The organism is Kitasatospora sp. NPDC034035, from assembly GCF_055575755.1.
This window is the reverse complement of the sequence record NZ_JBVISA010000008.1, coordinates 1-26,361: the sequence shown is the minus strand read 5'-3', so window position 1 is coordinate 26,361 and position 26,361 is coordinate 1. Positions and strand designations below refer to the sequence as shown.

Sequence of the window (26,361 nt, the reverse complement as noted above, 5' to 3'; positions counted from 1 at the left end):
CTGAGTCGCGGACCCTAGTCGCGGCCGTACCTGAGTCGCGACGGGACCCGAGTCGCGGCAGGAGTCCTGAGACACGTGAGGGCCCGCCGGTGCGCACCAGCACCGGCGGGCCCTCATCCGCACGAAACGGTCACCGCACCGGGTGCCCGGCCTCCCGCAGCGCGCCCTTGACCTCGCCGATCCGCAGGTCCCCGAAGTGGAACACGCTGGCGGCCAGCACCGCGTCCGCGCCCGCGTCCACGGCCGGCGCGAAGTCGGCGAGCTTGCCGGCCCCGCCGGAGGCGATCACCGGCACGGAGACGGCCTTGCGCACGGCCCGGATCAGTTCCAGGTCGTAGCCGTCCTTGGTGCCGTCCGCGTCCATCGAGTTGAGCAGGATCTCCCCGGCGCCCAGTTCGGCGGCGCGGCCCGCCCATTCGACGGCGTCCAGGCCGGTGCCCTGGCGTCCGCCGTGCGTGGTGACCTCGAAGCCGGACGGCGTCTCGGTGCCTTCCGGGCAGCGCCGGGCGTCCACCGAGAGCACCAGCACCTGCCGCCCGAACCGCTGGGCGATCTCCCGGACCAGTTCCGGCCGGGCGATGGCGGCGGTGTTGACGCCCACCTTGTCGGCGCCGGCCCGCAGCAGCTTGTCGACGTCCTCGACGGCGCGGATGCCACCGCCGACGGTGAGCGGGATGAAGACCTGCTCGGCGGTGCGGCGGACCACGTCGTAGGTGGTCTCCCGGTCGCCGGAGGAGGCGGTGATGTCGAGGAAGGTGAGTTCGTCGGCGCCCTCGGCGTCGTAGAGCTTGGCCATCTCGACCGGGTCGCCGGCGTCGCGCAGGTTCTGGAAGTTGACGCCCTTGACCACCCGCCCGGCGTCCACGTCCAGACAGGGGATGACTCGTACGGCGAGGGTCACGGCTGATTGCCTTCCAGGGTCTTTGCCAGCCCGGAGCGGTACGCGTCGAGCTCGATCTCGACCATCATCCGGGAGTCGATCAGTCCCTCGACCACCACCATGGTGGCCACCGGGCGTGCGGCGTCGAAGAGTTCGTGGTGGGCGCGGCCCACTTCGTCGGCGTCGCGGACGTGGGTGATGTACATCCGGGTGCGGACCACGTCGTCCGCGGTCAGACCGTACGCGGCCAGGGCCGTGAGCCCGACGCCGAACGCGGCGAGGGTCTGCCGGTACGGGTCGCCCTCGTGCTCGATCCGGCCGTCCACCCAGGCGGTGGTGCCGGCCACGTGCACGTGGTCGCCCGCGGCGACGGCCCGGGAGTAGCCGAACTCGTCCTCCCAGGGGGAGAATCCGCGGACTCGGCCCCGCACGACCTCGCCCCGCACGACCTCGCCACGTACGATCCGACCATCGGTCATCCTGAAACCGCCTCCAGGGCCTCTTCGAGGGTGAACTTCTGCTCGTAGAGTGCCTTGCCCACGATGGCGCCCTCGACACCCTCGCCGACGAGCGTGGCGATGGCGCGCAGGTCGTCCAGCGAGGAGACGCCGCCGGAGGCGACCACCGGGCGGTCGGTGGCGGCGCAGACGTCGCGCAGCAGCTGCAGGTTGGGGCCGGTCAGGGTGCCGTCGCGGTTGACGTCGGTGACGACGTAGCGGGCGCAGCCCTCCTGGTCGAGGCGCTCGAGCACCTCGAAGAGCTGGCCGCCGTCGCGGGTCCAGCCGCGGCCGCGCAGGGTGGTGCCGACCACGTCCAGGCCGACGGCGATCTTGTCGCCGTGCTCGGCGATGGCCTTGGCGACCCATGCGGGGGCTTCCAGGGCGGCGGTGCCGAGGTTGACCCGGGTGCAGCCGGTGGCGAGGGCGCGGGCGAGCGACTCGTCGTCCCGGATGCCGCCGGACAGTTCGACCTTGATGTCCAGCTGCCCGGTGACCTCGCGCAGCAGCTCGTAGTTGGAGCCGGTGCCGAAAGCGGCGTCGAGGTCGACCAGGTGCAGCCACTCGGCGCCGGCGTTCTGCCAGGCGAGGGCGGCGGCCAGCGGCTCGCCGAAGGAGGTCTCGGTGCCGGAGGCGCCCTTGACCAGGCGGACGGCCTGGCCGTCGCGGACGTCGACGGCAGGAAGCAGTTCGAGGCGGCTCAGGCCCCCGCTCTCGCTCCGCTCAGCGGTGGCATCGCCAGGCACAGCCTCGACGGCTCGCTCACTTCGTTCGCTCATCAGATACAACTTTCAGCTCGTCAGAGGGTGTTGACCCAGTTGGTCAGCAGGGCGGCGCCGGCGTCACCGGACTTCTCGGGGTGGAACTGGGTGGCCCACAGCGGGCCGTTCTCGATGGCCGCGACGAACGGCTGCCCGTGCGTGGCCCAGGTGACCAGCGGCGGGTTGATCCGCGCGCTGTGGGTCTCCAGCTCCCAGCGCCGCACCCCGTAGGAGTGCACGAAGTAGAAGCGGGTCTGCGGGTCGAGGCCGGCGAACATCCGGCTGCCCTCGGGGACGTCCACGGTGTTCCAGCCCATGTGCGGGACGACCGGGGCCTCCAGCGGTTCGACGGTGCCCGGCCACTCGTCGCAGCCGGCCGTCTCGACGCCGTGCTCGACGCCCTTCTCGAAGAGGATCTGCATGCCCACGCAGATGCCCATGACCGGGCGGCCCCCGGCGAGGCGGCGGTCGATGATCCAGTCCCCGCGGACCGACTTCAGCCCGCGCATGCAGGCCTCGAAGGCGCCGACACCGGGGACGAGCAGGCCGTCCGCGGCCATCGCGGTGTCGTAGTCGGAGCTGACCGTGACGTTCGCCCCGGTCCGCTCCAGGGCGCGCTGCGCGGAGCGGAGGTTGCCGGAGCCGTAGTCGAGGACGACGACGTTCTTGCCCATGTTCAGGTGTCCAGTCTTTCTAGGGCAGGTCTGGCAGGTCGGGCCAGGTCTGACACGTCTGGCAGGTCGGGCGGGGCTACAGGCGCATGACGCCGGCGGCCAGGCACATCCCCGCGCCCAGCCCCAGCACGAGGATGACGCCCTTCGGCAGCTTCTGCTTCCAGAAGGAGATCACTCCGCCGGCCAGGAAGAGGCCGACGAAGATCAGAGCCAACGCGGAATTGCTCACAGCGCACCCTTGGTCGACGGGAGGATGCCGGCCGCGCGCGAGTCGCGCTCGGCGGCGTAGCGCAGCGCCCGGGCCAGCGCCTTGAACTGGCACTCCACGATGTGGTGGGCGTTGCGCCCGTACGGCACGTGGACGTGCAGCGCGATCTGCGCCTGGGCCACGAAGGACTCCAGGATGTGCCGGGTCATCGTGGTGTCGTAGCTGCCGATCATCGGCGCCATGCCCTCGGGCTCGGTATGCACCAGGTAGGGCCGGCCGGAGAGGTCCACGGTGACCTGGGCGAGCGACTCGTCCAGCGGCACCGTGCAGTTGCCGAAGCGGTAGATGCCGACCTTGTCGCCGAGCGCCTGCTTGAAGGCGGCGCCGAGCGCGAGGGCGGTGTCCTCGATGGTGTGGTGGGTGTCGATGTGCAGGTCGCCGTCGGTCTTGACGGTGAGGTCGAACAGGCCGTGCCGGCCGAGCTGGTCGAGCATGTGGTCGTAGAAGCCGACGCCCGTGGAGATGTCGGTCTTGCCGGTGCCGTCGAGGTCTATCTCGACCAGGACGGAGGTCTCCTTGGTGGTGCGCTCGACGCGTCCGATGCGGGACATGGGGGTTACAGCTCCTGACTGGCAGCGCGCGCGGAGCGTGCTCGATCAAGGGTGGGGGTGGGAGACGGGAGGGCGGTGCGGACGGCGTCCAGGAAGGCGTCGTTCTCGGCGGGGGTGCCGGCGGTGACGCGCAGCCACCCGGGCACGCCGTTGTCGCGGACCAGGACGCCCTGGTCGAGGATGGCCTGCCAGACGGCGTGGGTGTCGGCGAAGCGGCCGAACTGGACGAAGTTGGCGTCCGAGTCGGTCACCTCCAGGCCCATCGCCCGCAGCGCGTCGACCAGCCGGTCGCGCTGCTCCTTGAGCCGGCCGACGTACCCGAGCAGGGTGTCGGTGTGCTCCAGGCAGGCCAGCGCGGTGGCCTGGGTGACGGCGGACAGGTGGTACGGCAGGCGGACCAGCTGGACGGCGTCGACGACCGCCCGGTCGGCGGCCAGGTAGCCCAGGCGCAGCCCGGCCGCGCCGAAGGCCTTGGACATGGTGCGGGTGACCACCAGGTTGGGGCGGCCCTCGATCAGCGAGAGCAGCGAGGCGCGGTGCGAGAACTCGACGTACGCCTCGTCCACGACGACCAGGCTGGGCCGGGCGGCCTGCGCGGCCTCGTACAGCCGCAGCACGGTGTCGGCTTCGACGGCGGTGCCGGTCGGGTTGTTCGGCGAGCAGATGAAGACCACGTTGGGCCGGTGCTCGGCGATCGCGGCGAGCGCGGCGTGGAGGTCGATGGTGAAGTCGTCGTTGCGCGGGCCGGAGATCCAGGCGGTGCCGGTGCCCCGGGAGATCAGCGCGTGCATCGAGTACGAGGGCTCGAAGCCGAGTGCGCTGCGGCCGGGGCCGCCGAAGGCCTGCAGCAGCTGCTGGAGGACCTCGTTGGAGCCGTTGGCGGCCCACACCTGCTCGCGCACGACCGGGAAGCCGGTGGTCCGCCCGAGGTACCCGGCGAGGCCCTCGCGCAGCTCGACCGCGTCCCGGTCGGGGTAGCGGTTGAGGTTGCGGGCGGCCTCGGCGACGCGCTCGGCGATCCGGGCCACCAGCTCCTCGGGCAGCCGGTACGGGTTCTCGTTGGTGTTCAGCTGGACGGGTACGTCCAACTGCGGTGCGCCGTACGGGGACTGGCCGCGCAGCTCGTCCCGGATCGGAAGATCGTCAATAGCGGTCACGAGCCCGGCACCGTCCAGTCGAATCGAGCCTTGATGGCGTCCCCGTGCCCGGGGAGGTCCTCGGCGTTCGCCAGGGTGACCACGTGCGCGGCGACGTCCGCCAGCGCGTCGCGGTCGTACTCGACCACCTGGACGCCGCGCAGGAAGGTCTGCACCGACAGCCCGGAGGAGTGGCAGGCGCAGCCGCCGGTGGGCAGCACGTGGTTGGAGCCGGCCGCGTAGTCGCCCAGCGAGACCGGGGTCCAGCGGCCGATGAAGATCGCGCCCGCGTTGACGACCCGGGCGGCCACCGCGTGCGGGTCGCGGGTCTGGATCTCCAGGTGCTCGGCCGCGTACGCGTTGACGACGGCGAGGCCCTGGGTGAGGTCGTCGACCAGGATGATGCCGGACTGCTTGCCGCCCAGCGCCTCGGCGACGCGCTCGCTGTGCTTGGTCTTGGCGACCTGCACGGTCAGTTCGGCCTCGACGGCGTCGGCCAGCGCCGGAGAGTCGGTGACCAGCACCGAGCCGGAGGTGGGGCCGTGCTCGGCCTGGCTGATCAGGTCGGCGGCGACGTCGGAGGGCAGCGCGCTGTCGTCGGCGAGGACGGCGATCTCGGTCGGTCCGGCCTCGGAGTCGATGCCGATCCGGCCGGCGAAGTAGCGCTTGGCGGCGGCCACGTAGATGTTGCCCGGGCCGGTGACCATGTTCACCGGCTCGCACTCCTCGGTGCCGAGGGCGAACATCGCGACGGCCTGGGCGCCGCCGACGGAGTAGACCTCGTCGACGCCGAGCAGCGCGCAGGCCGCCAGGATCGTCGGGTGGACGCGGCCGCCGAAGGCCTTCTGCGGCGGGGAGGTGACCGCGATGCCCCGGACGCCCGCTTCCTGGGCCGGCACCACGTTCATCACCACGGAGGACGGGTAGACCGCGAGCCCGCCGGGCACGTACAGGCCGACCCGCTCGACCGGCACCCAGCGCTGGGTGACCGTGCCGCCCGGCACCACCTGGGTGGTGTGCCCGGTGCGGCGCTGGTCGGCGTGCACGGCGCGGGCCCGGCGGATCGACTCCTCCAGCGCGGCGCGTACCTGCGGGTCCAGCGTCTCCAGGGCCTCGGTCAGCTGCTCGGCCGGGACCCGGGTGGACTCCAGGCGGACGCCGTCGAAGCGCTCGGTGATCTCGATCAGCGCCGCGACCCCGCGATGGTGGACGTCCTCGGCGATCGGTCGCACCTTCTCCAGGGCGGCCGCGACGTCGAAGTCGGCACGGGGCAGCAGGTCACGCGGGTCGTCGAGCGAGCCGCGGAGGTCGATTCGAGAGATCACGCCACCCAGTGTAAGGAGTGGCCGGAACCGCTGGTCCCGCATTTCAGTCCGTGATACGAAAGGCGAGACGACCGGGGGACGGGGGAAACCATGGTGGAGCGCGCTCCAGAGGGCTGGACCGATACCGAGCGGCAGCTCTGGGAGGCCTACCACCAGGGGGAGATCCTCGACCTCCGCAGTGGCGGAGCCGACACCGACGACCCGTTCGGCGACGCCGTCTGGGACGCTCGGCGCACCGTCCGCGCCGAGGTGCTCGCCCACCTGCTGCTGGTCGGTCCGGAGCCCGCGCCCGGGCGCGTCGCCTCGCTGCGCCTCAGCGGCGCGCTGGTCACGGGCGCGCTCAACCTGGCCGGCGCCGCCATCGGCCACTACGTCGAGCTGCACGACTGCCGCTTCGAGCACAAGATCCTCATCTCCGAGGCGGCGGTGTCCACGCTGCGCTTCGTGAACTGCCTGATCCCCCGCCTGGAGGCCTCCCGGCTCTCCACCACCGGCGACCTCCACCTCGCCCGCTGCCGCCTCCCCGACGGCATCCGGCTCACCGACGCCAGGATCGGCACCGACCTGCTGCTCAACCAGGCCGTCGTCGGCGGCGACCGCTACGGCCGCGCCGTCTCCGCCGACGGGATCAGCGTCAACCAGGACTTCGAGGCCGAACGCCTGCACACCCAGGGCGAGTTGAGCATACGAACCGCCCGGATAGGCGGCCGGCTCTCGCTGCGCGGCGCCCAGCTGCACGCCGACCGGCAGCACAACAACACCTGCCTCAACGCCGTCCGGGTCACCGTCGGCCACACCCTCTACCTGACCGGCTCCGCCGACCGCGGCTGGGCGGGCTCCCGCGGCTACTACGGGTCCGGCTACGGCGCGAACCCGCCGCCCGACGGCCCCGTCACCCCCTTCCGCGCCTTCGGCCGGGTCCGGCTGTCCGACAGCCGCTTCGACGGCGCCTGCCTGATCTCCGGCGAATTCCACCTGGAGGGTGACGACGAACTCTCCCTGCGCCGCATCCACACCCCCGAGCTCCGCTTCACCTGCAAGTTCCGCCCCACCGGCACGGTCTCCCTCTCCCGCGCCCGGGTCGGCAACCTGGTCGACATCCCCGAGGCCTGGCCGCTCGGCAAGCACCTGGGCCTGACCGGCTTCGTCTACGAGAACCTGCGCCCGCTGAGGGCCTTCGGCATCCAGGAGCGGATCGAGTGGCTGGAGGGCTCCTCGGTCGAGTTCCAGCCGGAGTCCTACGAGCAGCTGGCCGCCGCCCTGCGCCGCGACGGGGCCGACGACGACGCCCGCGAGGTGCTGTACGCCAAGCAGCGCCGGCGCCGCCGGACCCTGCCGCTGCCCGCCCGGGTCTGGGGCGCCGTCCAGGACGCCACCGTCGGCTACGGCTACCGCCCCGGCCGGGCGGGCCTGTGGCTGCTGCTCGCCTGGGTCCTCGGCAGCCTCTGGTTCGCCACCCACCCGCTGGAGCCGCTCAAGGCCGACGAACGGCCGCACTGGAACCCGGTGCTCTACACCCTCAACCAGCTGCTGCCGATCGTCGATCTCAACCAGGGCGGCTGGAACCCGGGCGGCCTCGCCCAGTGGATCTCCGCCGCACTCGTGGTCATCGGCTGGCTGCTCGCCTCCACCGTCGTCGCGGGCGCCACCCGGATGCTTCAGCGCGGGTGAGCCCTCAACCGCGCGACAAGGCCCCCGTCCGGGGAACTACGCTGTCCGCCGTGACAGAACGGCTTCCGCTCTTCCCGCTGAACACCGTGCTCTACCCGGGCCTGGTGCTGCCCCTGAACGTCTTCGAGGAGCGCTACCGCCGTCTCGTCGCCGACCTGCTCGAACAGCCCGAGGACGCCCCCCGGCGCTTCGGCGTGCTCGCGATCAAGGACGGCCGCGAGGTCGCCCCGGTCCGGCCCGAGGAAGGCCCGGCCGGACCGCTCGACGGCCTCGGCACGTTCACCGGGGACCCGCTCGAGGCGGTCTTCCCGGTCGGCTGCGTCGCCGACGTCGCCTCCGCCGAGCACCAGCCCGACGGCCGCTACGAGCTCCTGGTCACCGGCACCACCCGGTTCCGGCTCCGCTCGGTGGACGTCTCCGGTCCGTACCTGACCGGCGAGATCGAGCCGATCGAGGAACGCCCCGGCGAGGGCTCCGGCGCGCTGGCCGCCGAGGTCGAGCGGGCCTTCCGGGTCTACCAGAAGCGCCTCGCCGGCGCCCGCGAGGCCAGCACCGTCGGCCGCCAGGACCTCCCCGACGACCCGCAGGTGCTCTCCTACCTGGTCGCCGCCGCCTCGGTGTTCGAGACCCCGGTCAAGCAGCAGCTGCTCGCCTGCCCGGACACCGCCCAGCGCCTGCGCACCGAACTCGACCTGCTGCGCCGCGAGACCGCCGTCCTCACCTGGCTGCCCTCGCTGCCCGCCGTCGACCTCACCCGCCAGTCCTTCAGCCCCAACTGACCCAGGAACCCAGAAACCAGGAACCCAGGAGCCCAGGACCCCTCGCATGGCCAAGAAGACCAAGAAGGGCGGCCAGGGCACCCCGGCCACCGTCGCCCTGGAATCCGCCGCCGTCCCGTTCACCGTGCACGCCTACGACCACGACCCCGCCGCCGCCTCCTACGGCGGCGAGGCGGCGGAGGTCCTCGGCGTGGCCGCCGAGCGCGTCTTCAAGACCCTGGTGGCCGACGTGGACGGCACCCTCACCGTCGGCGTGGTCCCCGTCGCCGGCCAGCTCGACCTCAAGGCCCTGGCCTCGGCCGTCGGCGGCAAGCGCGCCACCATGGCCGACCCCGCGGCCGCCGAACGCAGCAGCGGCTACGTCCTCGGCGGCATCTCCCCGCTGGGCCAGCGCCGCCCCCTGCGCACCGTCGTCGACGCCAGCGCCCTCACCCACCCCACCGTCTACGTCTCGGCAGGCCGCCGGGGCCTGGAAGTGGAACTCGCCCCCGCCGACCTCATCGCCCTCACCCGGGCCCTCACCGCCCCCATCGCCCGCTGAGCCCGCTGAGCCCGCGCCCACCGAGCCCCCACCGGAAACGCCGCAGGGCGGAAGGCCGCGGCCCGTCCCCGGACCACCGACCCTCCGCCCTGCCACCACACCGCGAACCTCGGACCTCGGACCTCGGACCGCCGAACCTCAGCCCCGGTCCTCCGGCCCCACCGGAAGCGTGGGCGGAGCCGCCGGGGGAGCGACCGGCGCCCCCCAGTACGGCGGCGGGTCCTCCTCCCGCTTGCCGAACGCCGCCGACAGCGCGAGCAGCACCACCATCGCCGTCATCGGCCACACCAGCAGCGCGCCCATCGCCCCCAGGTCGATGTTCGCGTCGAAGTGCCCGCCGTTCCCGACCCGCCGGGCCTCGCCGATCAGGTCCTTGGTCGGCCCGAGCCACCGGCCGATCCGCCAGGCCCCCAGTGCCCCGAGCAGTCCGCCGACGGTCAGCCCCAGCGCGACCGCGATGCCGCCGCCGCGTCGCCGGGTGACCAGGAAGGCGCCGAGCGCGGTCAGGATGCCGGCGCCCAAGGCGATGATCACGAACACCGCGTCGGCCCCGGCCCGCTGCTCGCCCTCGGGGTCCACGTAGAGGATCCGGTCGCCGTCCACGACCAGCGGCACCTTCGGTGCCAGCCACGCCCACAGGGCGGCCATCACCAGCCCGGCCACCAGGCAGGCGACGACGACCCCTGCCCAGACCCGTACCTCCGGCAGCAGCCGCTGCACCAGCGAAGGCCCGTGAGCGTCGGACGCGACGGGCGCAAGCCCCTGCGGGGGCGCGTACGGGTCGGGCACGGCGTCGGGCACGGCGTCTTCCGGCGCCGCCTGCACATCGGTGTGGGCGGGATCCGGAGGTGTGTTCGGTACGGTCACAGGCCCCATCGTTTCACGCCGCCCCTCGGAACGACCCCACCACCCGTTCGGCCCTTACCGCGCGACGGCCCGCCGGTACGCCCACGTGGCCACGCCCAGCGACACCACGCCCACCCCGGCGCACACCCCCAGGTCCGCGAGCACCATCGCCCAGTCCGGGTCGGGTGTGAAGGTCCGCGCGAAGGCCTCCACCCCGTACGTGGACGGCAGCAGGTCCCGCAGCCACAGCACCGGCTGCGGCAGGTGGTCGACCGGCAGCACGCCGAGCAGCAGGGCGGCGGACATGCCGAGCTGCCCGAGCATGGTCGCGATCTCCTGCCGGGGCGCGAGCAGCCCGCAGGCCGCGCCCAGCCCGGACAGCGCGGCCCCGGCGAGCGGGACGACCGCCAGCAGCACCCACAGCTGTCCGAGCGGCAGTCCGAACATGACCGCCCCGACGGCCGCGGTGGCGACCGTCCCGGGCAGGGTGAAGGAGGCGTACGCGGCGGCCGCCCCGAGCACCACCGAGGCCGCCGGCACCGGCAGCGTCGCGTAGTGGTCGAGGCCGCCGGTGGCCCGCAGCTTCCCGAAGTACTGGGCGAGCAGGTTCAGCGCGACGAACGCCACCACCAGCACGCTCGACCCGGCGACCACCGACCGTGCCGCCGAGGACTGCCCGGCGTCCACGACGCCGCGCATCATCACCAGGATGCCGACGGACTGGAAGGTGGCGACGAACAGCAGCGGGATCCGCGCGACCCGCGCCCGGGCGAGCTGCGCCCGGTACACGGCGGCGAGAGCCGGCAGCAGCCGGGCCGCGGGGGCGAGCGGGGCAGGTCCGGCCGAGGTCCGGTCGGTTCGCGGTGGCGCCGAGAGCAGGGTCACTTGGCCAGTCCTCCGTGGCGGCCGCCCAGCTTGAGGTAGGCGTCCTCGAGGCTCGGGGTGGCGAGGGTGAAGTCGTCGAGCGCGGCGAAGGCCGGGCCGGTGGTGACGGCGGCGACCAGTTCGCGGGCCTGATCGGGGGTGGTGCGGACGGTCCAGCGGCGCCCGGTGCACTCGGCGCGTTCGCGCAGCGCGGCGACGGCGGGCACACCGATGGGTGCCTCGTCGCGCCAGACCAGGTCGAGCCGGACGTCGCCGTCCACGAGCGCCTTGAGCCCGCCGGGCGTGTCGCAGGCGATCACCCGGCCCTCGTCCACCACGGCGACCCGGTCGAGCACGGTCTCCGCCTCGATCACGTTGTGGGTGACCAGCAGCACGGTCGTGCCGTGTTCGGCGCGCCGCCGGTCGACGGCGCTCCACACGGCCCGCCGGGCGACGGGGTCCATGCCGGTGGTCGGTTCGTCGAGGACGAGCAGCGGCCGGTCCCCGACCAGGGTGGCCGCGAAGCAGGCGAGCCGCCGCTGCCCGCCGGACAGCTTGGCGAGCGGGCGGGCGGCGATGGCCGTCAGCCCGAGTTCGTCCAGGACGTCGGCGGCCGTGCTCCGGGCCTGCGCCCGGCCGAGCCCGCGCAGCCGCCCGGTCGTCTCGGCGGCGAGGGCGACCGTCAGCTCGTCCAGCGCGGTGGATTCCTGCCCGAGGTACCCGAGCAGCCGGGCGGCCCTCTCGGGATATCGCACGATGTCGTGGCCGAGGAGTTCGACCGTGCCGGAGTCGGGGCGCAGCAGTCCGGTGAGCTGGCGGACCAGCGTCGACTTCCCGGCGCCGTTGGGCCCGAGCAGCCCGAAGATCTCGCCTTGCCGGACGATGAGGCTGATGCCGTCGTTGGCCCGGATCTCGGTGGCGGCCGCGCCGCGTCCGCTGCGGTAGGTCCTGACCAGGTCGCGCACGGCGATGCACGGCGGGGTTTCGTCGGGGGCTCTCCCGGCCGTCTCACTCACGACCGAAGACTCTACGCGCTCATACGGGCGAACCGGACAAGGGGGCCTGTTCGCCGGGAGGGGCGGGTGTCACACCGCGCATCCCGGTGCGCCTCAGCCGACTCAGTCGTCGACGACCATCGACCCGCCCGGCACCCGTGCGGCCAGTTCCTTCCAGAACCCGGCCCGGATGGCGTAGCGGTCGTGCTCGTCGATCTGGTCGTCCTTGTGCGCGAGCAGCCCGAAGCGGGCGGCGTAGCGGAGCAGTTCGCCGTCGACGCGGTGGGGGATGCGCGGGTAGTCGGGCCACAGCACGGTGAGCCGTTCGGAGTCGCCGATCCGGTCGCTCCAGCGGCGGGCGAAGACCTGCCCGACTTCGTGGGCGTCGCCGCCGATGGTGGTGATGTCCTCCTCGCGGTCGGCCCAGCGCTGTTCGGAGGTGGTGAGCTGGGCGAGGGTGGGCAGGCTGTCGCCGGCGGTGACGGCGGGTTCCGGGGCGGGCCGGTCGACCCAGCCGCGGTCGGAGGACCACCGCAGCACCGGTCCGGCCTGCGCGACGGCGCCGTGCCCGTTCGTACCGTGGCCGTTCAGGCCGTGCCCGTTCGCGCCGTGCCCGTTGACGCCGGCCCCGACCGTCCCGGACCCGACCGCCCCGTGCCCGTTCGCCACCGGGGTGATCGGTGTGACGGAGGAGGCGCGTCCGGCCAGGTCCTTCGGCGTGGGGACGACCTTGAGCGCGGTGGCCGCGGACTGCGGCCGCCCGTTGGCGGCGGCGGAGGCAGCGCCCTCCTCGGCGACGGCCGCCGGACGGACCGCCGCCGGCGCCACGCCCGGCACGACGCTGGGCAGCGCGGCCGGCGGGGCGGCGAGGATCTTGGTGATCTCCTGCCGTGCCCCGGGTGCCGGGAAGAGGTTGGAGTTGTCCCGCAGCGAGAACGACCCCTCGATCCACTCCCGGTCCAGCACCCGCCGCTCGTCCGCTTCGCCGACCAGGTCCTCGGACTGGTTGAAGTCGCCGTCGGCGGCCTGCAGGGCCCACAGGTGGACGGCGACGCCGTGCTCCTTGGCGGTCATCATGCCGGGCAGCAGGTCACCGTCCCCGGTGATCAGTACGACGTCGGCGCAGGCCCGGTTGCGGGCGAGTTCGGAGAGTTCGGCGTGCATGGCCGCGTCCACGCCCTTCTGCACCCAGCGCCCCTCGGCCCGGGTGAGCGCTCCGAGCCGTACGGTGACCCGGGGCAGGACGCGAAGCCGTCGGTGCTCGGGCATCGGGCGCCGGTCGGGCGCGGCGTCGAACCAGTAGATGCGCAGTAGCGGCAGCCCGGTCTCGGCCTCGGCGCGCTCGCGCAGCGCGGTGATGAGGGCCGTGTGGTTCACGGTGACTTTGGACCGGGACGGATCCCCCGCGAGCAGGCTGGCGGCGGCGCCCAGCAGATATCCGGCGTCCACCAGGACGACACAGCGGTCCATCGCGCACCTCTTTTCGCTCGCCCTCGGAATCAGTCGGGTGGGGCGTTCGGGGGGCGGGCGGTCCGCCCTCCGTCCGGGCGTACTGAGGTGAGGGGCCCCCGTCGTCGCCCGATCGTTGGGTCACCTTTTACCCGGGGTTCGCCTGCCGAACCTTGCCGGATGTCCCGGTACCGCAACAGCCGCCCCAACGGCACGCAAAGAAACGCGAAGGCGGGCCCCGTTCAACGACGGAGCCCGCCCGAGGTCACGCGGCGGCGTACGGGCCCATGGGCCCTGGGCATGGCGAGCCCCGGCGCTCAGCCCTTGAGCTCGGCGGCGACCAGCTCGGCCAGCTGGACGGCGTTGAGCGCGGCGCCCTTGCGCAGGTTGTCGTTGGAGATGAACAGCGACAGGCCGTTGTCCACGGTCTCGTCCGCCCGGATGCGCCCGACGTAGCTCGGGTCCTTGCCCGCGGCCTGCAGCGGGGTGGGGATGTCGGACAGCTCGACGCCGGGGGCGGCGGCGAGCAGCTCGGCGGCGCGCTCGGGGCTGATCGGGCGCTCGAAGCGGGCGTTGATCTGCAGGGAGTGGCCGGAGAAGACCGGGACGCGCACGCAGGTGCCGGCGACCTTCAGCTCCGGGATGCCGAGGATCTTGCGGCTCTCGTGGCGGAGCTTCTGCTCCTCGTCGGTCTCGTTGGAGCCGTCGTCGACGATGGAGCCGGCCAGCGGCAGCACGTTGAAGGCGATCGGGCGCTTGTAGACCTTGGGCTCGGGGAACTCGACCGCGGCGCCGTCGTGGGCGAGCCCGGCGGCACCGTCGATGACCTTGGCGGCCTGGTCCTGCAGCTCGGCGACGCCGGCGACGCCACTGCCGGAGACGGCCTGGTAGGTGGAGACGATCAGCGCGGCCAGGCCGGCCTCCGCGTGCAGCGGGCGCAGCACGGGCATGGCGGCCATGGTGGTGCAGTTCGGGTTGGCGATGATGCCCTTGGGGCGGTCCGCGATGGCCTCGGGGTTGACCTCGGAGACGACCAGCGGGACCTCGGGGTCGCGGCGCCAGGCGGAGGAGTTGTCGATGACGACGGCACCGGCCGCGGCGACCTTCGGGGCGAGGGCCTTGGAGGTGGCGCCGCCGGCGGAGAAGATCACGATGTCGAGGCCCGTGTAGTCGGCCGTGGCCGCGTCCTCGACGGTGACCTCGGTGCCCTGCCACGGCAGCGTGCGCCCGGCCGAGCGGGCCGAGGCGAACAGCCGCAGCTGCTCCACCGGGCCCAGTCCACCTTCACGACCAGCCCGGTCCGCCAGGATCTCGCGGACCACGCTGCCGACCTGGCCGGTGGCACCGACAATGCCGATCTTCATTCCGACTACTCCTCTGAATGGTGCTGTTCACAGCCGCACTCTGCCCATCATGCCTTGTCACGCGGGCCGGGCGACCTGCCATTTCACTGGTTGAGAGGCTCCCCGGACGGGATCCCGGACAGGATGCCGGACGGACCCTAGTGGTCCAGACCATTCACCAGCGCCAACGCGGCCTCCACCTCGGCCCGGTCGGCCGGCAGCAGCGGCAGCCGTACGTCCGGGGTCGGGATCCGCCCCTGGGCGTGCAGCACGCCCTTGGTGACCGTCGGGTTCGGCGCCGTGAACGCGGCCAGCGCCAGCCCGGTCAGCCGGTGCCCGAGCGCCCGCGCCCGCTCGACGTCCCCCGCCTGCCAGGCCTGCGCCAGCTCCACGAACCGACCGGTCGCCAGGTGCGCGGCGGCGAGGATGCCCCCGGCCGCGCCGAGCGCCAGCATCGGCGGCAGGAAGGCGTCCTCCCCGGTGAGGAACGCGAACCCCTCGGGGGTGTCGGCGAGCAGCTCCGCCGCCGCCTGGTCCAGCCCGCCGGTCGCGTACTTGACGCCCACCACGCCCTCGATCGCGGCGAGTTCGCGCAGCGCGGCGGTGGAGAGCTGCTGCCCGGTGCGGTACGGGATCTGGTAGACGAGCAGCGGCAGCGGGCTGCCGGCGGCCAGCGCCCGGAAGTGCGCGACCGTCCCCGCCTCGCCGGGCCGCACGAACGCCGGGACGGTGACCAGCGCGGCCGCGGCGCTCGGCACCCGCGCACCGAGCGCGGCCAGCGACTCGCCGACGGCCCGGGTGTCCCCACCGTGCGCGCCGACGATCAGCTGCGCCCCGCGCGCGGCGCAGGCGGCCGCGGCGACGTCCACCACCGCGTCCCGCTCCTCGGCGCTCAGCGCGGCCGGCTCGCCGGTGGTGCCGAGCGCGCACAGGCCGGCTGCCCCGGCGTCGAGCAGCTCGTGCGCGAGCTTCTCCAGCGCGTCCAGCGCGACGGTGCCGTCGGCGGCGAAGGGGGTGATCAGGGGGACGTAGATGCCCTTGAGTTCCATGCCCACGATCCTGCGGCCCACCGATCACCCAGGTCCAGTTCACATTTCCGACGCTTCTCGTAAGCTGAGCCGATGCTCGACGTCCGACGCCTGCGCCTGCTGCGCGAACTCGCCCACCTCGGCACCATCGCGGCCGTCGCCGAGGCGCTCTCCTTCAGCCCGTCGGCGGTCTCCCAGCAGCTGTCCGTCCTGGAGAAGGAGGCGGGCGTCCCGCTGCTGGAGCGCACCGGCCGGCGGGTCACCCTCACCCCGGCCGGACGCAACCTGGTCCGGCACGCCGAATCGGTGCTCGCCCTCCTGGAGCAGGCGGGCGCCGAACTCGCTCACGCCAAGCGGGGATTGGCCGGTCCGCTGCGGATCGGCACCTACCCGTCGGCGGCCCGCGCGATCATCCCGGCGGTGCTCGGCGAACTGGCCGCCTGGCACCCCGGACTGGAGCCGATGGTCACCGAGGTCGACCCGGCGGCCGTCGGCGCGGCCCTGCGTGCGGGCGAACTGGACGTGGCCCTGGTCCACGAGTACGACCTCGTCCCCACCGACCCCGAACCCGGTCTCGCCACGACCCGCCCGGTCTTCACCGAACCCATGTACCTGGCCGCCCGCACCCCGGGCACCATCGCCGAACAGCGCGGCGCGCCGTGGATCGTGTCCTCACCCGGCACCCTCTGCCACACCATGGCCGTCCGCGCCTGCGAGTCGGCCGGCTTCGCACCCCGGATCCGCCACCAGATCGACGACTTCACCACCGTGCTCGCGCTGGTCGCCGCCGGTCAGGGCGTGGCCCTCGTCCCCCACCTCGGCACCGCCCAGCCCCCGCCCGGCGTCACCCTCACCCGCCTCCCCATGTACCGCCGCACCCGCGCCGCCTTCCGCGCCGGCGCCGGCTCCCACCCGGCCGTCTCCGCCTTCGTCTCCGCCCTCCACACCGCGGTACCCCCGGGCCTCGGCAGCGGTTCCTGAAAACCCCTGCCCCTCTCCCCCGACTCCCCCGACAGAAGTTCCCCGCGCCCGAAAGGGTCGCGGGGAACCGGGCGAGGCGGACGGCCACTACCCGCGCTCAGGCGTCAACCGCCCGTAGCGCACGCAGACTTCTCACACCGCCAGACAGCTGGGCCCGAGCAGCTGCTTCAGGTCACCGAACAGCGCCGGGTCCGACTTCACCCGGTGCCGGTCGAGCCGCAGCACCGTGGTCTTGGTGCGGCTCTCCAGGCGCACCCGGACCTCGGTCGTGCCCTTGTGGTGGGTCAGCACCTCGCTGAGCCGGGCGACCAGCGGCGGCGTGATCTTCCCGCTGGGGATGTTGATGGTGATCGGCGCGTCGGCGTGCGCGTTCGACAGGTCGGGGACGGACAGCTCCATGCCCATCAGCCGCGGCACGTCCTCCCGCTTGTCGAGCTTGCCGCGCACGAACACCACGGCGTCCTCGACCAGTTGGGAGGAGACCAGCTGGTAGCTCGCCGGGAAGAACATGCAGTCGATGGAGCCTGCCAGGTCTTCGACGGTAGCGATGGCCCAGGCGTTGCCCTGCTTGGTCATCTTGCGCTGCAGGCCCGAGATGATGCCGCCGATGGTGACGATCGTCCCGTCCGGCCGTTCGGCGAGGTCGGCGACCGCGCAGTCCGCCTTGTCGGAGAGGACGTGCTCGATGCCGTGCAGCGGGTGCGAGGAGACGTACAGGCCGAGCATCTCGCGTTCCTGGGCGAGCAGGAAGGACTTCTCCCACTCCTCCTCGGAGAAGACGACGTCGAGTCCGAAGCTCGGTTCGTCGTCGGTGGCGTCGCCGCCGAAGAGGTCGAACTGTCCCTCGGCCTCCTTGCGCTTCACCCCGACGACGTTGTCGATCATCGGCTCGAACTGGGCGCTGAGGCCCTTGCGGGTGTGCCCGAGCGAGTCGAAGGCGCCGGCCTTGATGAGCGATTCGACGGTCCGCTTGTTGCAGACCACCGACTCCACCTTGTCCAGGAAGTCGGGGAAGGAGGAGAACTTCCCCTTGGTCTTCCTGGTCCGGATCATCGACTCGACGACCGGCCCGCCGACGTTGCGGATGGCGGTGAGGCCGAACCGGACGAGGGTGTCACCGTGCGGGGTGAAGTCCGAGTCCGACTCGTTGACGTCCGGCGGGAGCACCTGGATGCCCATCTTGCGGCACTCGTTGAGGTAGACCGCGGACTTGTCCTTGTCGTCCTTGACGGACGTGAGCAGGCCGGACATGTACTCGGCCGGGTAGTTGGCCTTGAGGTAGGCCGTCCAGTACGAGACCAGCCCGTACCCGGCGGTGTGCGCTTTGTTGAACGCGTAGCCGGAGAAGGGGACGAGGACGTCCCACACGGCCTGGATGGCCGCGTCGGAGTAGCCGCGCTCGCGGCAGCCCTTCTGGAAGGGGACGAACTCCGCTTCCAGGATCTCCTTCTTCTTCTTGCCCATGGCCCGGCGCAGCAGGTCCGCCTGGCCGAGCGAGTAGCCGGCGAGGATCTGCGCGGCCTTCTGCACCTGCTCCTGGTAGACGATCAGGCCGTACGTCGGCCGGAGCACCTCCTCCAGGGGCTTCTCCAGCTCCGGGTGGATCGGGGTGATCTCCTGCTGGCCGTTCTTGCGCAGCGCGTAGTTGGTGTGGGAGTTGACGCCCATCGGGCCCGGGCGGTACAGCGCCAGGACCGCGGAGATGTCCTCGAAGTTGTCGGGCTTCATCAGGCGCAGCAGCGAGCGCATGGGGCCGCCGTCGAGCTGGAAGACGCCGAGGGTGTCGCCGCGGGCGAGGAGTTCGTAGGTCGGCTTGTCGTCGAGCGGCAGCTTGAGCAGCTCGATCTTCTCGCCCTTGTTGCGCTCGATCGCCTTGACGGCGTCGTCCATGATCGTCAGGTTGCGCAGGCCGAGGAAGTCCATCTTGAGGAGGCCGAGGCCTTCACAGGTGGGGTAGTCGAACTGCGTGATGGTGACGCCGTCGGTGTGCCGGGTCCAGACCGGGATGTGGTCGGTGAGCGGCTCGGCGGACATGATGACGCCGGCGGCGTGCACGCCGGGCTGGCGGATCAGGCCCTCGATGCCGCGCGCGGTGTCGATGACCTTCTTGACGTCCGGGTCGCTCTCGTAGAGCCCGCGGATCTCGCCGGCCTCGCCGTAGCGCGGGTGGCTGCTGTCCGTGATGCCGGAGAGCGGGATGCCCTTGCCCATGACGTCCGGCGGCATCGCCTTGGTGATGCGGTCGCCCATCGCGTAGGGGTAGCCGAGGACTCGCGAGGAGTCCTTGATGGCGGCCTTGGCCTTGATGGTGCCGTACGTGACGATCATGGCGACCTTGTCGGATCCCCACTTCTCGGTCACGTAGCGGATCACGTCGCCGCGCCGGCGCTCGTCGAAGTCGATGTCGACATCGGGCATGGAGATGCGCTCGGGGTTGAGGAAGCGCTCGAAGATCAGGCCGTGCGGGATGGGGTCGAGGTCGGTGATGCCCATCGCGTACGCGACCAACGAGCCGGCCGCCGAGCCACGGCCGGGGCCCACCGCGATGCCCTGGCTCTTGGCCCACATGATGAAGTCGGCGACGACGAGGAAGTACGCCGGGAACCCCATCTGGATGATGGTGTCCATCTCGTACTCGGCGAGCTTCTTGTGCTCCTCGTCGTACCCGCCCGGGAAGCGCCAGTCCATGCCCTCCCAGACCTTGGACTTGAAGAAGTCCGCCTCGGACTCGAAGCCCTCCGGGATGGGGAAGCGGGGCATGAGGTTCTTGAACTTGAACATGCCCTCGGTGTCGACGCGGGAGGCGACGAGGAGCTGGCTGTTGCGGCAGCCCTCCTGCCAGGCGTCCGAGGAGTCCAGCGCGTACATCTCGGCGGCGGACTTGATGTAGTAGCCGGTGCCGTCGAAGCGGAAGCGGTCCGGGTCGGAGAGGTTCTTGCCGGTCTGGACGCAGAGCAGCAGGTCGTGCGCGCCGGCGTCGGCCTCGGTGGTGTAGTGCGAGTCGTTGGTGACGACCGGGGGGATGTCCAGCTTCTTGCTGATCTCCAGCAGCCCGTCGCGGACCCGCTTCTCGATGTCGAGGCCGTGGTCCATCAGCTCCAGGAAGTAGTTCTCCTTGCCGAAGATGTCCTGGTAGTCGGCGGCGGACTTCACGGCCTCGTCGAACTGGCCGAGCCGCAGGCGGGTCTGCACCTCGCCGGACGGGCAGCCGGTGGTGGCCATCAGGCCGCCGGACAGCTCGGAGATCAGCTCCTTGTCCATCCGGGGCCACTTCACCAGCCAGCCCTCGGCGTAGGAGCGCGAGGTCAGCTTGAAGAGGTTGTGCAGGCCCTCCTTGTTCCGGGCCCAGATCGTCTTGTGGGTGTACGCGCCGGACGCGGAGACGTCGTCCCGCTTCTGGTGCGGCTGGCCCCACAGGATGCGCTTGGTGTTGGAACGGGACTCGGGGGCGACGTACGCCTCGATGCCGATGACGGGGGTGATGCCCGCGTCGGTGGCCTGCCGGTGGAACTCGGCGGCGCCGTACATGTTGCCGTGGTCGGTCATCGCGACATGGGTCTGGCCCAGGCGCTCGACCTCCTTGAACATCTGCTTCAGCCGGGCGGCACCGTCCAGCATCGAGTACTCGGTGTGGACGTGCAGATGCGCGAACGGCTGGTCGCTCAAGGCGGGGCCTCCGGGGCTCGTGCTGGTCTGGTGGGCCGGCGAACGTGCAGGTCACAGGGGATGCCCTGGAAATGGATGTGGCCCGGAGCGCCTCGCGGGGCCCGGACCATCACTCACACGTTCACGCGTCTACTCTAGCCTCCCTTCCAACGCTTCCTCGCTTTGCGGGAGGGGCCCCGAGGTCAGCCCGGCGAGTCGCACTGCGGCGGCATTTCTGACCTCCGGCTCCTCCATCGGATCGTCCCGGAGGTAGGCGAGGCGGGCCGTCACAGCGGGCCGTTCCGGAGCGTGCTCGACCGCCCACAGCCGGGCATCGGACTGGCAGTCCCAGAGCGACTCGACGTACGCGCCGTCCAGTCCGGCGGGGTCGATCGCGGCCAGCGCCCTGAGGTAGCCGGGCCGCTCGTACGAGTGCGGGGTCCAGAGCCAGAACCGGCGCAGCAGCGATGTCGCGTCCGCCGCCCCGGGGCCGGACCGGGCCAGCCCCCGGGCGGTGTGCATCGGGCCGCACCAGACCTGCTCCACCCAGTCCCGCTCCAGAGCGGCGAGCAAGGTCGGAACGTCCTGTTCCTCGATGTGCCGGGCCAGCGCCTCATGCCCGAGCCCCGCCAGCCAGGGCGTCCCGGAGGTGACCCAGCCCCGCGCCGCCGGCCGGGCCAGCGGGCCGAGCTTCCCGACCGCCCGGCGCAGAAACGGCATGGCGTACCGGCCGTTCGCCATCCCGAGCAGCGGCACCAGCGGGACCAGGCCGGGCTCCGGCTCACGGTGGATGAGCCGGCCCAACGTGAACGCCTTCCGCAGGAACGACTCACCCGGGTCGGCGAGCAGCTCCAGCAGCTCCGGGGAGGCCATCTCCGCCAGCTCCGCCGTCTGCTCCCGCGCTTCGGCCGGGCGCTCCCGCTTCGGGGCAGCCAGGTCCCAGCGGTGCCACGGCAACGCCCACGGCTGCGGGTCGTCCTGGCCCGCCTCCAGGCGTGCCCGCGCCACGTCCTCGAGGTCGTCCCACCACGCCACCGGCCAACGGCCGGCCACCGACTCCAGGACGTCCACCCAGTGCTCGCCGTCCCGGACGTACGCCCGCAGCGCCTCCCGGGCCTCGTCCGAGCCGCCGAGTGCCAGCCGCTCCAGCACCTGGGTGGCCCGCGCGCAGGCGTACTCGTCCCCGGCCAGCAGTTCGACAATCGGCCCGAGCGGCAGCTCCAGGTCCCGGACCAGTCGGGCGAGGTAGAGCGCCCGGTCGTCGATCTGCCGGTGCCAGCGCCACTCCCAACGGATGCAGCCGTACACGAGGTCGGCGGCGGCTACCGGATCCTCGGCGGCGATCAGCGCACCCTGCCCCCGGCCGCGCTGCAGGAGGCCCGGGAGGGTGGTCGGCGGCGCGTGCTCGTACATCCGCTCTGTCATGGTCTGGCCCATCTCGCGAGTCGTGCTCCGGCGGCCTCACGGACCTCCGGTTCTTCCATCAGGTCATCCCGAAGACAGGCGAGCCTCAGCCTCACGGACGGCCGGTCGGGAGCGCGCTCGATCCCGAGCAGGCGGGCGCTCGGCTCGCAGTCCCACAGCGACTCGGCAAACGCCTCGGCCATGCCCGCAGCCTCCATCGCCGCCAACGCCTCCAGGTAGGCGGGGCGTTCGTACGAGTGCGGGGTGGAGAGCCAGAAGCGGCGCAGCAGGGAGGTCGCGTCGGCGGCCTTCGGACCGAACCGGGCCAGGCCGCCCGCGAGTACGTCCGGGCCGCACCAGGACTGGTCCGCCCAGCACTGCTCCAGCTCAGCGATCAACGTCGGCACATCACTCTCATCACCGTGGTCAGCCAACACTCCCAGACCCGTCCAGGCCAGCCATTTTCGGTCCGAGGCCGCCCACTCCCGAGCCGCCGGCACGGCCTGCCCGGCCAGCCGCTCGACCGCCCGACCCAGGAGCGGCAGCTGCCGAGTGCCGTCGGCGGCACCGAGTTCGGGCACCAGCGGGATCAGCGCGGGCTCGGGCGGCCGGAACGACAGCGCGCACAGAGCGGTCGCCTTGGCACCCTCGGAGGCGTCCGGGTCGCGCAGCAGGGCAAGCAGGCTCGCGCTGTCCCGCTCCGGGTACGGATCCACCCGCTTCACGGGGCGCCGCATGGTCGGCTCCTTGTGCTCCGGCACGAAGTCCGGCAGCGCCTTCCGGGCTTCCTCCGAGCCGGCGAGCGCAAGCAGCTCCAGAACGCTGCTGGCCCGGTACCGGGTGTCCTCATCCCCGGCCAGAAGTGCGACGATCAGCCCGAGCGGCAGCTCCAAGTCCCGGATCAGTCGGGCGAGGTAGAGCGCCCGGTCGTCGACCTGCGAGTCCCAGCGCCACTCCCAACGGATGCAGCCGTACACGAGGTCGGCGGCCGAAGCCGGGCCCTCGGCAGCGATCAGCGCACCCTGCCCCCGGCCGCGCTGCAGGAGGCCCGGGAGGGTGGTCGGCGGCGCGTAGCGGTCGCCTCTCTGCTCTGACATGGGGTTCATCGTGCCGCAGCCCCCGACGCACGGGCGGCGGGGGCTGGCGGGGGCCGGCAGGGGCTGGCCGGTCAGGCGTCCTCGTCGGGCGGGGTCGCGCGGAGGGCGGTGACGACGCCCAGGGCGACGGTCGCGAAGGCGAGGGCGAGGAGGACGGCAAACGCCGTCCCGATCAGGAATCGCACGGGGTCTCACGTTCGGCGTCGAGGAGCAGCATGAGGAGGTTGAGCAAGGTCGACGCGGGCGCGGTGTTGAAGCAGACGAGGACGCGGCCCTCGATGGTCTTGTCCGTGCAGGCCGACGGCCAGATCAGGCCGAACTTCCTACCGCGCTCCTGGACTTCGGCCAGCAGGGTGCGGATGTGGTCGTCCGTGTAGTGCCGGATCCGGGGATCGGTCGGCTTCATGGGGTGGCGCCTCACGCGGCACCGTCCAGCTCGAACCAGACCGACTTGCCACGCTCCTGGGGGTCCACGCCCCACCGGTGCGTGAGGCCGGCGACCAGCTGGAGACCCCGGCCCGATTCGGCGAACAGGCCCGGCGCCTGCGGGGAGGGCGGGATCGGGCTCTCGTCCGTGACGGAGACGCGGAGGGTCTGGTTCGCGGAGATGATCTGGACGATCGGCGCGGGCGTGGCCCCGTGCCGCCACGCGTTGACGAGCAGCTCAACGAGCGCGAGCTGCGCGTCGAAGATGATGGACGACTCCCACCCGACGCGCTGCATGGTGTCGCGCAGGGACTGACGGGCGATGGCGATCGAGGGCGTGTTGAGGTGACGCATGGGACTTCTCCCGAGGCGTGAGTGAGGGAAGAACCGGCGGAACACATGTCGCCGTGAGCAAGGCCAGGCAGATGGGCCTGGGTGCTCTGCGGTGCTTGCTAGCAGGCGTTACTGACGATCCGTCGGATCGATGTGAAACCGACCATAGCGCAGCAACTACTTAATTTTAGGTTGTTCTGCCGAGGTTCCCTCTCCCGAGGGACAGATGGCCCCATCGAGTGCAGGCGAGGCAAACTGACTCCATGCCTGGTCGCCAGAACCCAACCCTTCGTCAGCGCCGCCTGGGCGCCGAGCTACGGAAGATGCGCGAGCAAGCCGGCCTCGGTGGGAGCCAGCTCGCTCGCGCGCTCGGAGTGAGCGCTGCCCAGGTGACGCAGATGGAGAACGGAAAGACCAGCGTCAACGTGGACCGACTCCGGTCCTTCGCGGCAGCCTGCAAGTGCATGAATCCACCTCTGATCGAGGCTCTGGAAGCCATGGTTCGGGACCGATCCAAGGGCTGGTGGGAGGAGTACCGAGGCACTGTCCCGGACGGCGTCCTCGAGAACGCAGAGTTTGAGAAGACCTCCCGCGAACTCATGCTGTGGCTTCTCACCCACATGCCTGGCCCCTGCCAGACCCTCAACTACGCCTCAGCCGTCTTTGGACGCGTCTTCCCTCCGCTGCCTCGACACGAGCTGGAAGCCCGCACCGCTTTCAGGATGCAGCGCAAGGCCGATCTGCGTCGCAACCCGAAGCCCTTGACCTTCTTCATTTACGAGTCAGTGCTGTGGACGCGGTTCGGCGGCACGCAGATCCTCAGGGAGCAGCTTTCTTCCCTGCTCGAAGACTCCGAGTTGCCTTGGATGACCATTCGAGTGGTGCCGTTCGACATCGAGACCTTCCCCGGGCCCGCCGAGAACCTCACATACGCGTTCGGTGCGGTCCGTGAACTGGACACCGTTGAACGGGAGTCCTCCCACGGCCCCGAATACCTCGATGCCGTCAGCGAGCTGACCAGCTACCGGGCGATCTTCGAACGCACCGAAGCGTCGGCGCTGAGCGAGGATGACTCTCGCGACTTGATTCGCAAGATCGCGCGAAACCTGTGAAAGGGCCCGACATGACCGACACCGAGTGGCAGAAGTCCTCCTTCAGCGGCAACGTCGAGAACTGTGTAGAGGTCCGCGCGGTGGGCGGGACGGTCGAACTCCGCGAGTCCGACGAAGGCCACACCATCCTCAGCACCACCGCCACCACCTTCGCCGCCCTCCTCCACGGCATCAAGGCCGGCGAATTCGACCACCACGCCTGACAACCCCACCCGGAGCCCAACCAATCACAGCGGGAGGCCCGCGAATGACCGACACCGAGTGGCAGAAGTCCTCCTTCAGCGGCAACGCCGAGAACTGTGTGGAGGTCCGCACGGTGGGCGGTGCGGTCGAACTCCGCGAGTCCGACGAGGGCCACACCATCCTCAGCACCACCGCCACCACCTTCGCCGCCCTCCTCCACGGCATCAAGGCCGGCGAATTCGACCACCACGCCTGACACCTCATGCCCCGCCCGCGCAGGAAGTCGGCCCGCCCGACTTCCTGCGCAACCACCGCCCCTCCGCCACGACCCACCTCACCCCACCCCACCGACCGTGCGGATGCGGTCAGATGAAGATGCCGCCGACCTTCTTGACGCATGAACCAGCGGTACCCGAGGTAGCGTCGCGTACGATCCCCGGTGATCGTTTACGGGGACACGAGAGGTACCACGTACATGCGCAGGTGGGGGATTCCGGCAGCAGCCCTGGTTCTGGGTGTGCTCGCCGCAGGGTGCGGGTCAAGCCAGGGGGACGGCGGCAAGCCGGCCGCCGCGCCGAAGGCGGAGAAGCTCGGGCCGGACACCGGCACGCGCTACTCGGAGGTCACCGTCCCCCGACTCGACGGACTGACCTGCTCCGATGGCGATGGCGGCTTCAGGTTCGGCAGCGACCTGGACATGGGCGTCTTCGGGGTCAACCGCCTCCCCGCCCTCAAGGAGGACGGGCGCGAGGTCGAAGGCGAGGACTCGTGCTTCGGGAACCCCCGGATCACGATCAGCAAGGGGTCGCACAGCGCGACGGTTCCTCACCTCACCGGAAGGACCAGCCTCTTCACCAAGGTCGCCGACCCGCAGAGCGCGCTCGACGCGTCCTTCGAGCACTCCATGAAGCTGGCTCAGGGCTACGGCCGTTCGCCCGTCGGCGAGCCGAAGGCGTACTCCACCATGACCATGGTGATGAAGTGCCAGCAGAACGTCACCGACGGCTTCCCGATGACGACGTGCTTCTGGGCGAACTACGGCGCGGTCGGCGAGGTCGACTTCTACCCGCCGAACAACCAGCACGTCCCCCTGGACCAGGCCGCGGAACGGACCCGCGCCTTCGCCGCTTCCGCCCTCTCCACCCAGTCCGCCACCGCCTCGCCGTGACGCCTGCTCCTGCACCCACGCGGACCACAGCATGACGCCGGCCCCTCGCGCCCAACTTTCGCGCGAGGGGCCGCCGGTCGCTCCAGGCTGTCGCCGTTCTCTACGGCGGAGACACTTTGCCCGTTCGCATCACCGCACTGACCGATCCTGCCGGCGGCCCGTCCGCCCACCGCCTGGCCTGGCTGGCATCCGACACCGACGGAGTCCCCGTCGGGTCGGCATTCCTGCCGGCCCGCCCCGCCCCGGCCCGCCCCGACAATCGAGAGCCCGCCCTGACTCCGCTTCATGCCCGCCCGAACACGGAGCGGCCCTAGGCCCAATGCCGGTGATTTAAGGTCCTGCCCGGTCCGGCGATCGTGACGATGGCCGGAGCGGGTGGTGGCCAGTCGCGGTGTTCGGCCCGT

Annotated in this window: 27 protein-coding genes; 8 read left to right on the top strand and 19 right to left on the bottom strand. The window is 71.7% G+C overall.

Going from position 1 to position 26,361, the window contains the following annotated elements; genetic code table 11:
- Positions 1 to 130: 130 nt before the first annotated feature.
- The 8 genes from hisF to hisD all read right to left on the bottom strand — a co-directional run bounded on the left by hisF (position 131) and on the right by hisD (position 6,092).
- Positions 131 to 901, bottom strand: a complete 771-nt coding sequence (hisF, locus tag ACZ52J_RS13295; RefSeq protein ID WP_360505455.1) for an imidazole glycerol phosphate synthase subunit HisF — start codon at positions 899 to 901, stop codon at positions 131 to 133.
- Positions 898 to 1,359 (bottom strand): RidA family protein, encoded by a 462-nt coding sequence (locus ACZ52J_RS13290; RefSeq protein WP_465618320.1) that lies wholly within the window; start codon positions 1,357 to 1,359, stop codon positions 898 to 900. The genes hisF and ACZ52J_RS13290 overlap by 4 nt, the downstream gene beginning before the upstream one ends.
- Positions 1,356 to 2,081: a bifunctional 1-(5-phosphoribosyl)-5-((5-phosphoribosylamino)methylideneamino)imidazole-4-carboxamide isomerase/phosphoribosylanthranilate isomerase PriA gene (gene priA / locus ACZ52J_RS13285; protein WP_360505475.1), complete on the bottom strand. Its 726-nt coding sequence runs from the start codon at positions 2,079 to 2,081 to the stop codon at positions 1,356 to 1,358. Before priA ends, ACZ52J_RS13290 begins: the two co-directional genes overlap by 4 nt.
- 95 nt (positions 2,082 to 2,176) lie before the next feature.
- Positions 2,177 to 2,812: an imidazole glycerol phosphate synthase subunit HisH gene (gene hisH, locus ACZ52J_RS13280; RefSeq protein ID WP_465618318.1), complete on the bottom strand. Its 636-nt coding sequence runs from the start codon at positions 2,810 to 2,812 to the stop codon at positions 2,177 to 2,179.
- Between the two features lie 76 nt (positions 2,813 to 2,888).
- Positions 2,889 to 3,041, bottom strand: a complete 153-nt coding sequence (locus tag ACZ52J_RS13275; protein WP_360505449.1) for a hypothetical protein — start codon at positions 3,039 to 3,041, stop codon at positions 2,889 to 2,891.
- Entirely contained in the window at positions 3,038 to 3,631 is a 594-nt protein-coding gene (hisB, locus tag ACZ52J_RS13270) for an imidazoleglycerol-phosphate dehydratase HisB (protein WP_360505447.1), read from the bottom strand. The genes ACZ52J_RS13275 and hisB overlap by 4 nt, the downstream gene beginning before the upstream one ends.
- Positions 3,632 to 3,636: 5 nt before the next feature.
- Positions 3,637 to 4,788, bottom strand: coding sequence for a histidinol-phosphate transaminase (locus ACZ52J_RS13265; RefSeq protein WP_465618315.1), 1,152 nt, complete (start codon positions 4,786 to 4,788; stop codon positions 3,637 to 3,639).
- The gene (gene hisD / locus ACZ52J_RS13260; protein WP_360505444.1) at positions 4,785 to 6,092 is read right to left on the bottom strand and encodes a histidinol dehydrogenase; all 1,308 of its coding nucleotides are present in this window, start codon (positions 6,090 to 6,092) and stop codon (positions 4,785 to 4,787) included. Before hisD ends, ACZ52J_RS13265 begins: the two co-directional genes overlap by 4 nt.
- A gap of 90 nt (positions 6,093 to 6,182) precedes the next feature.
- Here hisD and ACZ52J_RS13255 point away from each other — a divergent pair, with 90 nt between their 5' ends.
- Genes ACZ52J_RS13255 through ybaK form a run of 3 tightly spaced genes read left to right on the top strand, consistent with a single transcriptional unit; the run spans position 6,183 to position 9,083 of the window.
- The gene (locus ACZ52J_RS13255; RefSeq protein ID WP_360505442.1) at positions 6,183 to 7,763 is read left to right on the top strand and encodes an oxidoreductase; all 1,581 of its coding nucleotides are present in this window, start codon (positions 6,183 to 6,185) and stop codon (positions 7,761 to 7,763) included.
- A 50-nt stretch (positions 7,764 to 7,813) separates the two neighbouring features.
- On the top strand, positions 7,814 to 8,542 hold the full coding sequence (locus ACZ52J_RS13250) for an LON peptidase substrate-binding domain-containing protein (protein WP_360505440.1): 729 nt from the start codon (positions 7,814 to 7,816) through the stop codon (positions 8,540 to 8,542).
- Positions 8,543 to 8,588: 46 nt separating this feature from the next.
- Positions 8,589 to 9,083, top strand: a complete 495-nt coding sequence (gene ybaK / locus ACZ52J_RS13245; RefSeq protein ID WP_465618312.1) for a Cys-tRNA(Pro) deacylase — start codon at positions 8,589 to 8,591, stop codon at positions 9,081 to 9,083.
- Positions 9,084 to 9,221: 138 nt separating this feature from the next.
- Here the strand turns inward: ybaK and ACZ52J_RS13240 are convergent, their stop codons facing one another.
- The 6 genes from ACZ52J_RS13240 to ACZ52J_RS13215 all read right to left on the bottom strand — a co-directional run bounded on the left by ACZ52J_RS13240 (position 9,222) and on the right by ACZ52J_RS13215 (position 15,629).
- Positions 9,222 to 9,950 carry a hypothetical protein gene (locus ACZ52J_RS13240; protein WP_465618310.1) on the bottom strand — a complete coding sequence of 243 codons (729 nt, stop codon included), beginning with the start codon at positions 9,948 to 9,950 and terminating at the stop codon, positions 9,222 to 9,224.
- A gap of 54 nt (positions 9,951 to 10,004) precedes the next feature.
- A complete protein-coding gene (locus tag ACZ52J_RS13235; RefSeq protein WP_396287777.1) occupies positions 10,005 to 10,814 on the bottom strand; it encodes an ABC transporter permease in 810 nt (269 codons plus the stop codon).
- Entirely contained in the window at positions 10,811 to 11,809 is a 999-nt protein-coding gene (locus ACZ52J_RS13230) for an ABC transporter ATP-binding protein (protein WP_465618308.1), read from the bottom strand. The genes ACZ52J_RS13235 and ACZ52J_RS13230 overlap by 4 nt, the downstream gene beginning before the upstream one ends.
- Positions 11,810 to 11,911: 102 nt before the next feature.
- Positions 11,912 to 13,258 carry an NYN domain-containing protein gene (locus ACZ52J_RS13225; protein ID WP_465618306.1) on the bottom strand — a complete coding sequence of 449 codons (1,347 nt, stop codon included), beginning with the start codon at positions 13,256 to 13,258 and terminating at the stop codon, positions 11,912 to 11,914.
- A gap of 296 nt (positions 13,259 to 13,554) precedes the next feature.
- Positions 13,555 to 14,601 (bottom strand): aspartate-semialdehyde dehydrogenase, encoded by a 1,047-nt coding sequence (locus tag ACZ52J_RS13220; protein WP_465618304.1) that lies wholly within the window; start codon positions 14,599 to 14,601, stop codon positions 13,555 to 13,557.
- Between the two features lie 137 nt (positions 14,602 to 14,738).
- Positions 14,739 to 15,629 carry a dihydrodipicolinate synthase family protein gene (locus tag ACZ52J_RS13215; RefSeq protein WP_465618302.1) on the bottom strand — a complete coding sequence of 297 codons (891 nt, stop codon included), beginning with the start codon at positions 15,627 to 15,629 and terminating at the stop codon, positions 14,739 to 14,741.
- Between the two features lie 72 nt (positions 15,630 to 15,701).
- Between ACZ52J_RS13215 and ACZ52J_RS13210 the strand changes: the two genes are divergently transcribed.
- Complete coding sequence (locus ACZ52J_RS13210; protein ID WP_465618300.1) at positions 15,702 to 16,589, top strand: LysR family transcriptional regulator; 888 nt, start codon at positions 15,702 to 15,704, stop codon at positions 16,587 to 16,589.
- Between the two features lie 132 nt (positions 16,590 to 16,721).
- On the opposite strand, the gene dnaE is transcribed toward ACZ52J_RS13210, so the two are convergent.
- The 5 genes from dnaE to ACZ52J_RS13185 form a co-directional block, all read right to left on the bottom strand.
- Positions 16,722 to 20,255, bottom strand: coding sequence for a DNA polymerase III subunit alpha (gene dnaE, locus ACZ52J_RS13205; RefSeq protein WP_360505424.1), 3,534 nt, complete (start codon positions 20,253 to 20,255; stop codon positions 16,722 to 16,724).
- Positions 20,256 to 20,384: 129 nt separating this feature from the next.
- Complete coding sequence (locus tag ACZ52J_RS13200; protein WP_465618298.1) at positions 20,385 to 21,659, bottom strand: hypothetical protein; 1,275 nt, start codon at positions 21,657 to 21,659, stop codon at positions 20,385 to 20,387.
- Complete coding sequence (locus ACZ52J_RS13195; protein ID WP_465618296.1) at positions 21,656 to 22,735, bottom strand: hypothetical protein; 1,080 nt, start codon at positions 22,733 to 22,735, stop codon at positions 21,656 to 21,658. The genes ACZ52J_RS13200 and ACZ52J_RS13195 overlap by 4 nt, the downstream gene beginning before the upstream one ends.
- 172 nt (positions 22,736 to 22,907) lie before the next feature.
- A complete protein-coding gene (locus ACZ52J_RS13190) occupies positions 22,908 to 23,141 on the bottom strand; it encodes a hypothetical protein (RefSeq protein WP_360505420.1) in 234 nt (77 codons plus the stop codon).
- Positions 23,142 to 23,152: 11 nt separating this feature from the next.
- A complete protein-coding gene (locus tag ACZ52J_RS13185) occupies positions 23,153 to 23,515 on the bottom strand; it encodes an ATP-binding protein (protein ID WP_465618294.1) in 363 nt (120 codons plus the stop codon).
- 242 nt (positions 23,516 to 23,757) lie between these two features.
- Here ACZ52J_RS13185 and ACZ52J_RS13180 point away from each other — a divergent pair, with 242 nt between their 5' ends.
- The 4 genes from ACZ52J_RS13180 to ACZ52J_RS13165 all read left to right on the top strand — a co-directional run bounded on the left by ACZ52J_RS13180 (position 23,758) and on the right by ACZ52J_RS13165 (position 25,957).
- Positions 23,758 to 24,606, top strand: a complete 849-nt coding sequence (locus tag ACZ52J_RS13180) for a helix-turn-helix domain-containing protein (RefSeq protein WP_465618292.1) — start codon at positions 23,758 to 23,760, stop codon at positions 24,604 to 24,606.
- A gap of 11 nt (positions 24,607 to 24,617) precedes the next feature.
- Positions 24,618 to 24,809, top strand: coding sequence for a DUF397 domain-containing protein (locus ACZ52J_RS13175; protein ID WP_465618290.1), 192 nt, complete (start codon positions 24,618 to 24,620; stop codon positions 24,807 to 24,809).
- 44 nt (positions 24,810 to 24,853) lie between these two features.
- Positions 24,854 to 25,045, top strand: coding sequence for a DUF397 domain-containing protein (locus ACZ52J_RS13170; RefSeq protein WP_465618288.1), 192 nt, complete (start codon positions 24,854 to 24,856; stop codon positions 25,043 to 25,045).
- A gap of 219 nt (positions 25,046 to 25,264) precedes the next feature.
- A complete protein-coding gene (locus ACZ52J_RS13165; protein ID WP_465618286.1) occupies positions 25,265 to 25,957 on the top strand; it encodes a hypothetical protein in 693 nt (230 codons plus the stop codon).
- The last annotated feature ends 404 nt before the right edge of the window (positions 25,958 to 26,361 follow it).

Excerpts from the sequence above, each read along its gene's own strand:
- hisB (WP_360505447.1), bottom strand. The coding sequence starts at position 3,631 with ATGTCCCGCATCGGACGCGTCGAGCGCACCACCAAGGAGACCTCCGTC.
- ACZ52J_RS13195 (WP_465618296.1), bottom strand. The coding sequence starts at position 22,735 with ATGTCAGAGCAGAGAGGCGACCGCTACGCGCCGCCGACCACCCTCCCG.
- ybaK (WP_465618312.1), top strand. The coding sequence starts at position 8,589 with ATGGCCAAGAAGACCAAGAAGGGCGGCCAGGGCACCCCGGCCACCGTC.
- ACZ52J_RS13225 (WP_465618306.1), bottom strand. The coding sequence starts at position 13,258 with ATGGACCGCTGTGTCGTCCTGGTGGACGCCGGATATCTGCTGGGCGCC.
- ACZ52J_RS13185 (WP_465618294.1), bottom strand. The coding sequence starts at position 23,515 with ATGCGTCACCTCAACACGCCCTCGATCGCCATCGCCCGTCAGTCCCTG.
- ACZ52J_RS13190 (WP_360505420.1), bottom strand. The coding sequence starts at position 23,141 with ATGAAGCCGACCGATCCCCGGATCCGGCACTACACGGACGACCACATC.
- ACZ52J_RS13165 (WP_465618286.1), top strand. The coding sequence starts at position 25,265 with ATGCGCAGGTGGGGGATTCCGGCAGCAGCCCTGGTTCTGGGTGTGCTC.
- ACZ52J_RS13215 (WP_465618302.1), bottom strand. The coding sequence starts at position 15,629 with ATGGAACTCAAGGGCATCTACGTCCCCCTGATCACCCCCTTCGCCGCC.
- ACZ52J_RS13170 (WP_465618288.1), top strand. The coding sequence starts at position 24,854 with ATGACCGACACCGAGTGGCAGAAGTCCTCCTTCAGCGGCAACGCCGAG.
- ACZ52J_RS13220 (WP_465618304.1), bottom strand. The coding sequence starts at position 14,601 with ATGAAGATCGGCATTGTCGGTGCCACCGGCCAGGTCGGCAGCGTGGTC.
- ACZ52J_RS13175 (WP_465618290.1), top strand. The coding sequence starts at position 24,618 with ATGACCGACACCGAGTGGCAGAAGTCCTCCTTCAGCGGCAACGTCGAG.
- hisH (WP_465618318.1), bottom strand. The coding sequence starts at position 2,812 with ATGGGCAAGAACGTCGTCGTCCTCGACTACGGCTCCGGCAACCTCCGC.
- ACZ52J_RS13180 (WP_465618292.1), top strand. The coding sequence starts at position 23,758 with ATGCCTGGTCGCCAGAACCCAACCCTTCGTCAGCGCCGCCTGGGCGCC.
- ACZ52J_RS13290 (WP_465618320.1), bottom strand. The coding sequence starts at position 1,359 with ATGACCGATGGTCGGATCGTACGTGGCGAGGTCGTGCGGGGCGAGGTC.
- ACZ52J_RS13255 (WP_360505442.1), top strand. The coding sequence starts at position 6,183 with ATGGTGGAGCGCGCTCCAGAGGGCTGGACCGATACCGAGCGGCAGCTC.
- ACZ52J_RS13200 (WP_465618298.1), bottom strand. The coding sequence starts at position 21,659 with ATGACAGAGCGGATGTACGAGCACGCGCCGCCGACCACCCTCCCGGGC.
- ACZ52J_RS13210 (WP_465618300.1), top strand. The coding sequence starts at position 15,702 with ATGCTCGACGTCCGACGCCTGCGCCTGCTGCGCGAACTCGCCCACCTC.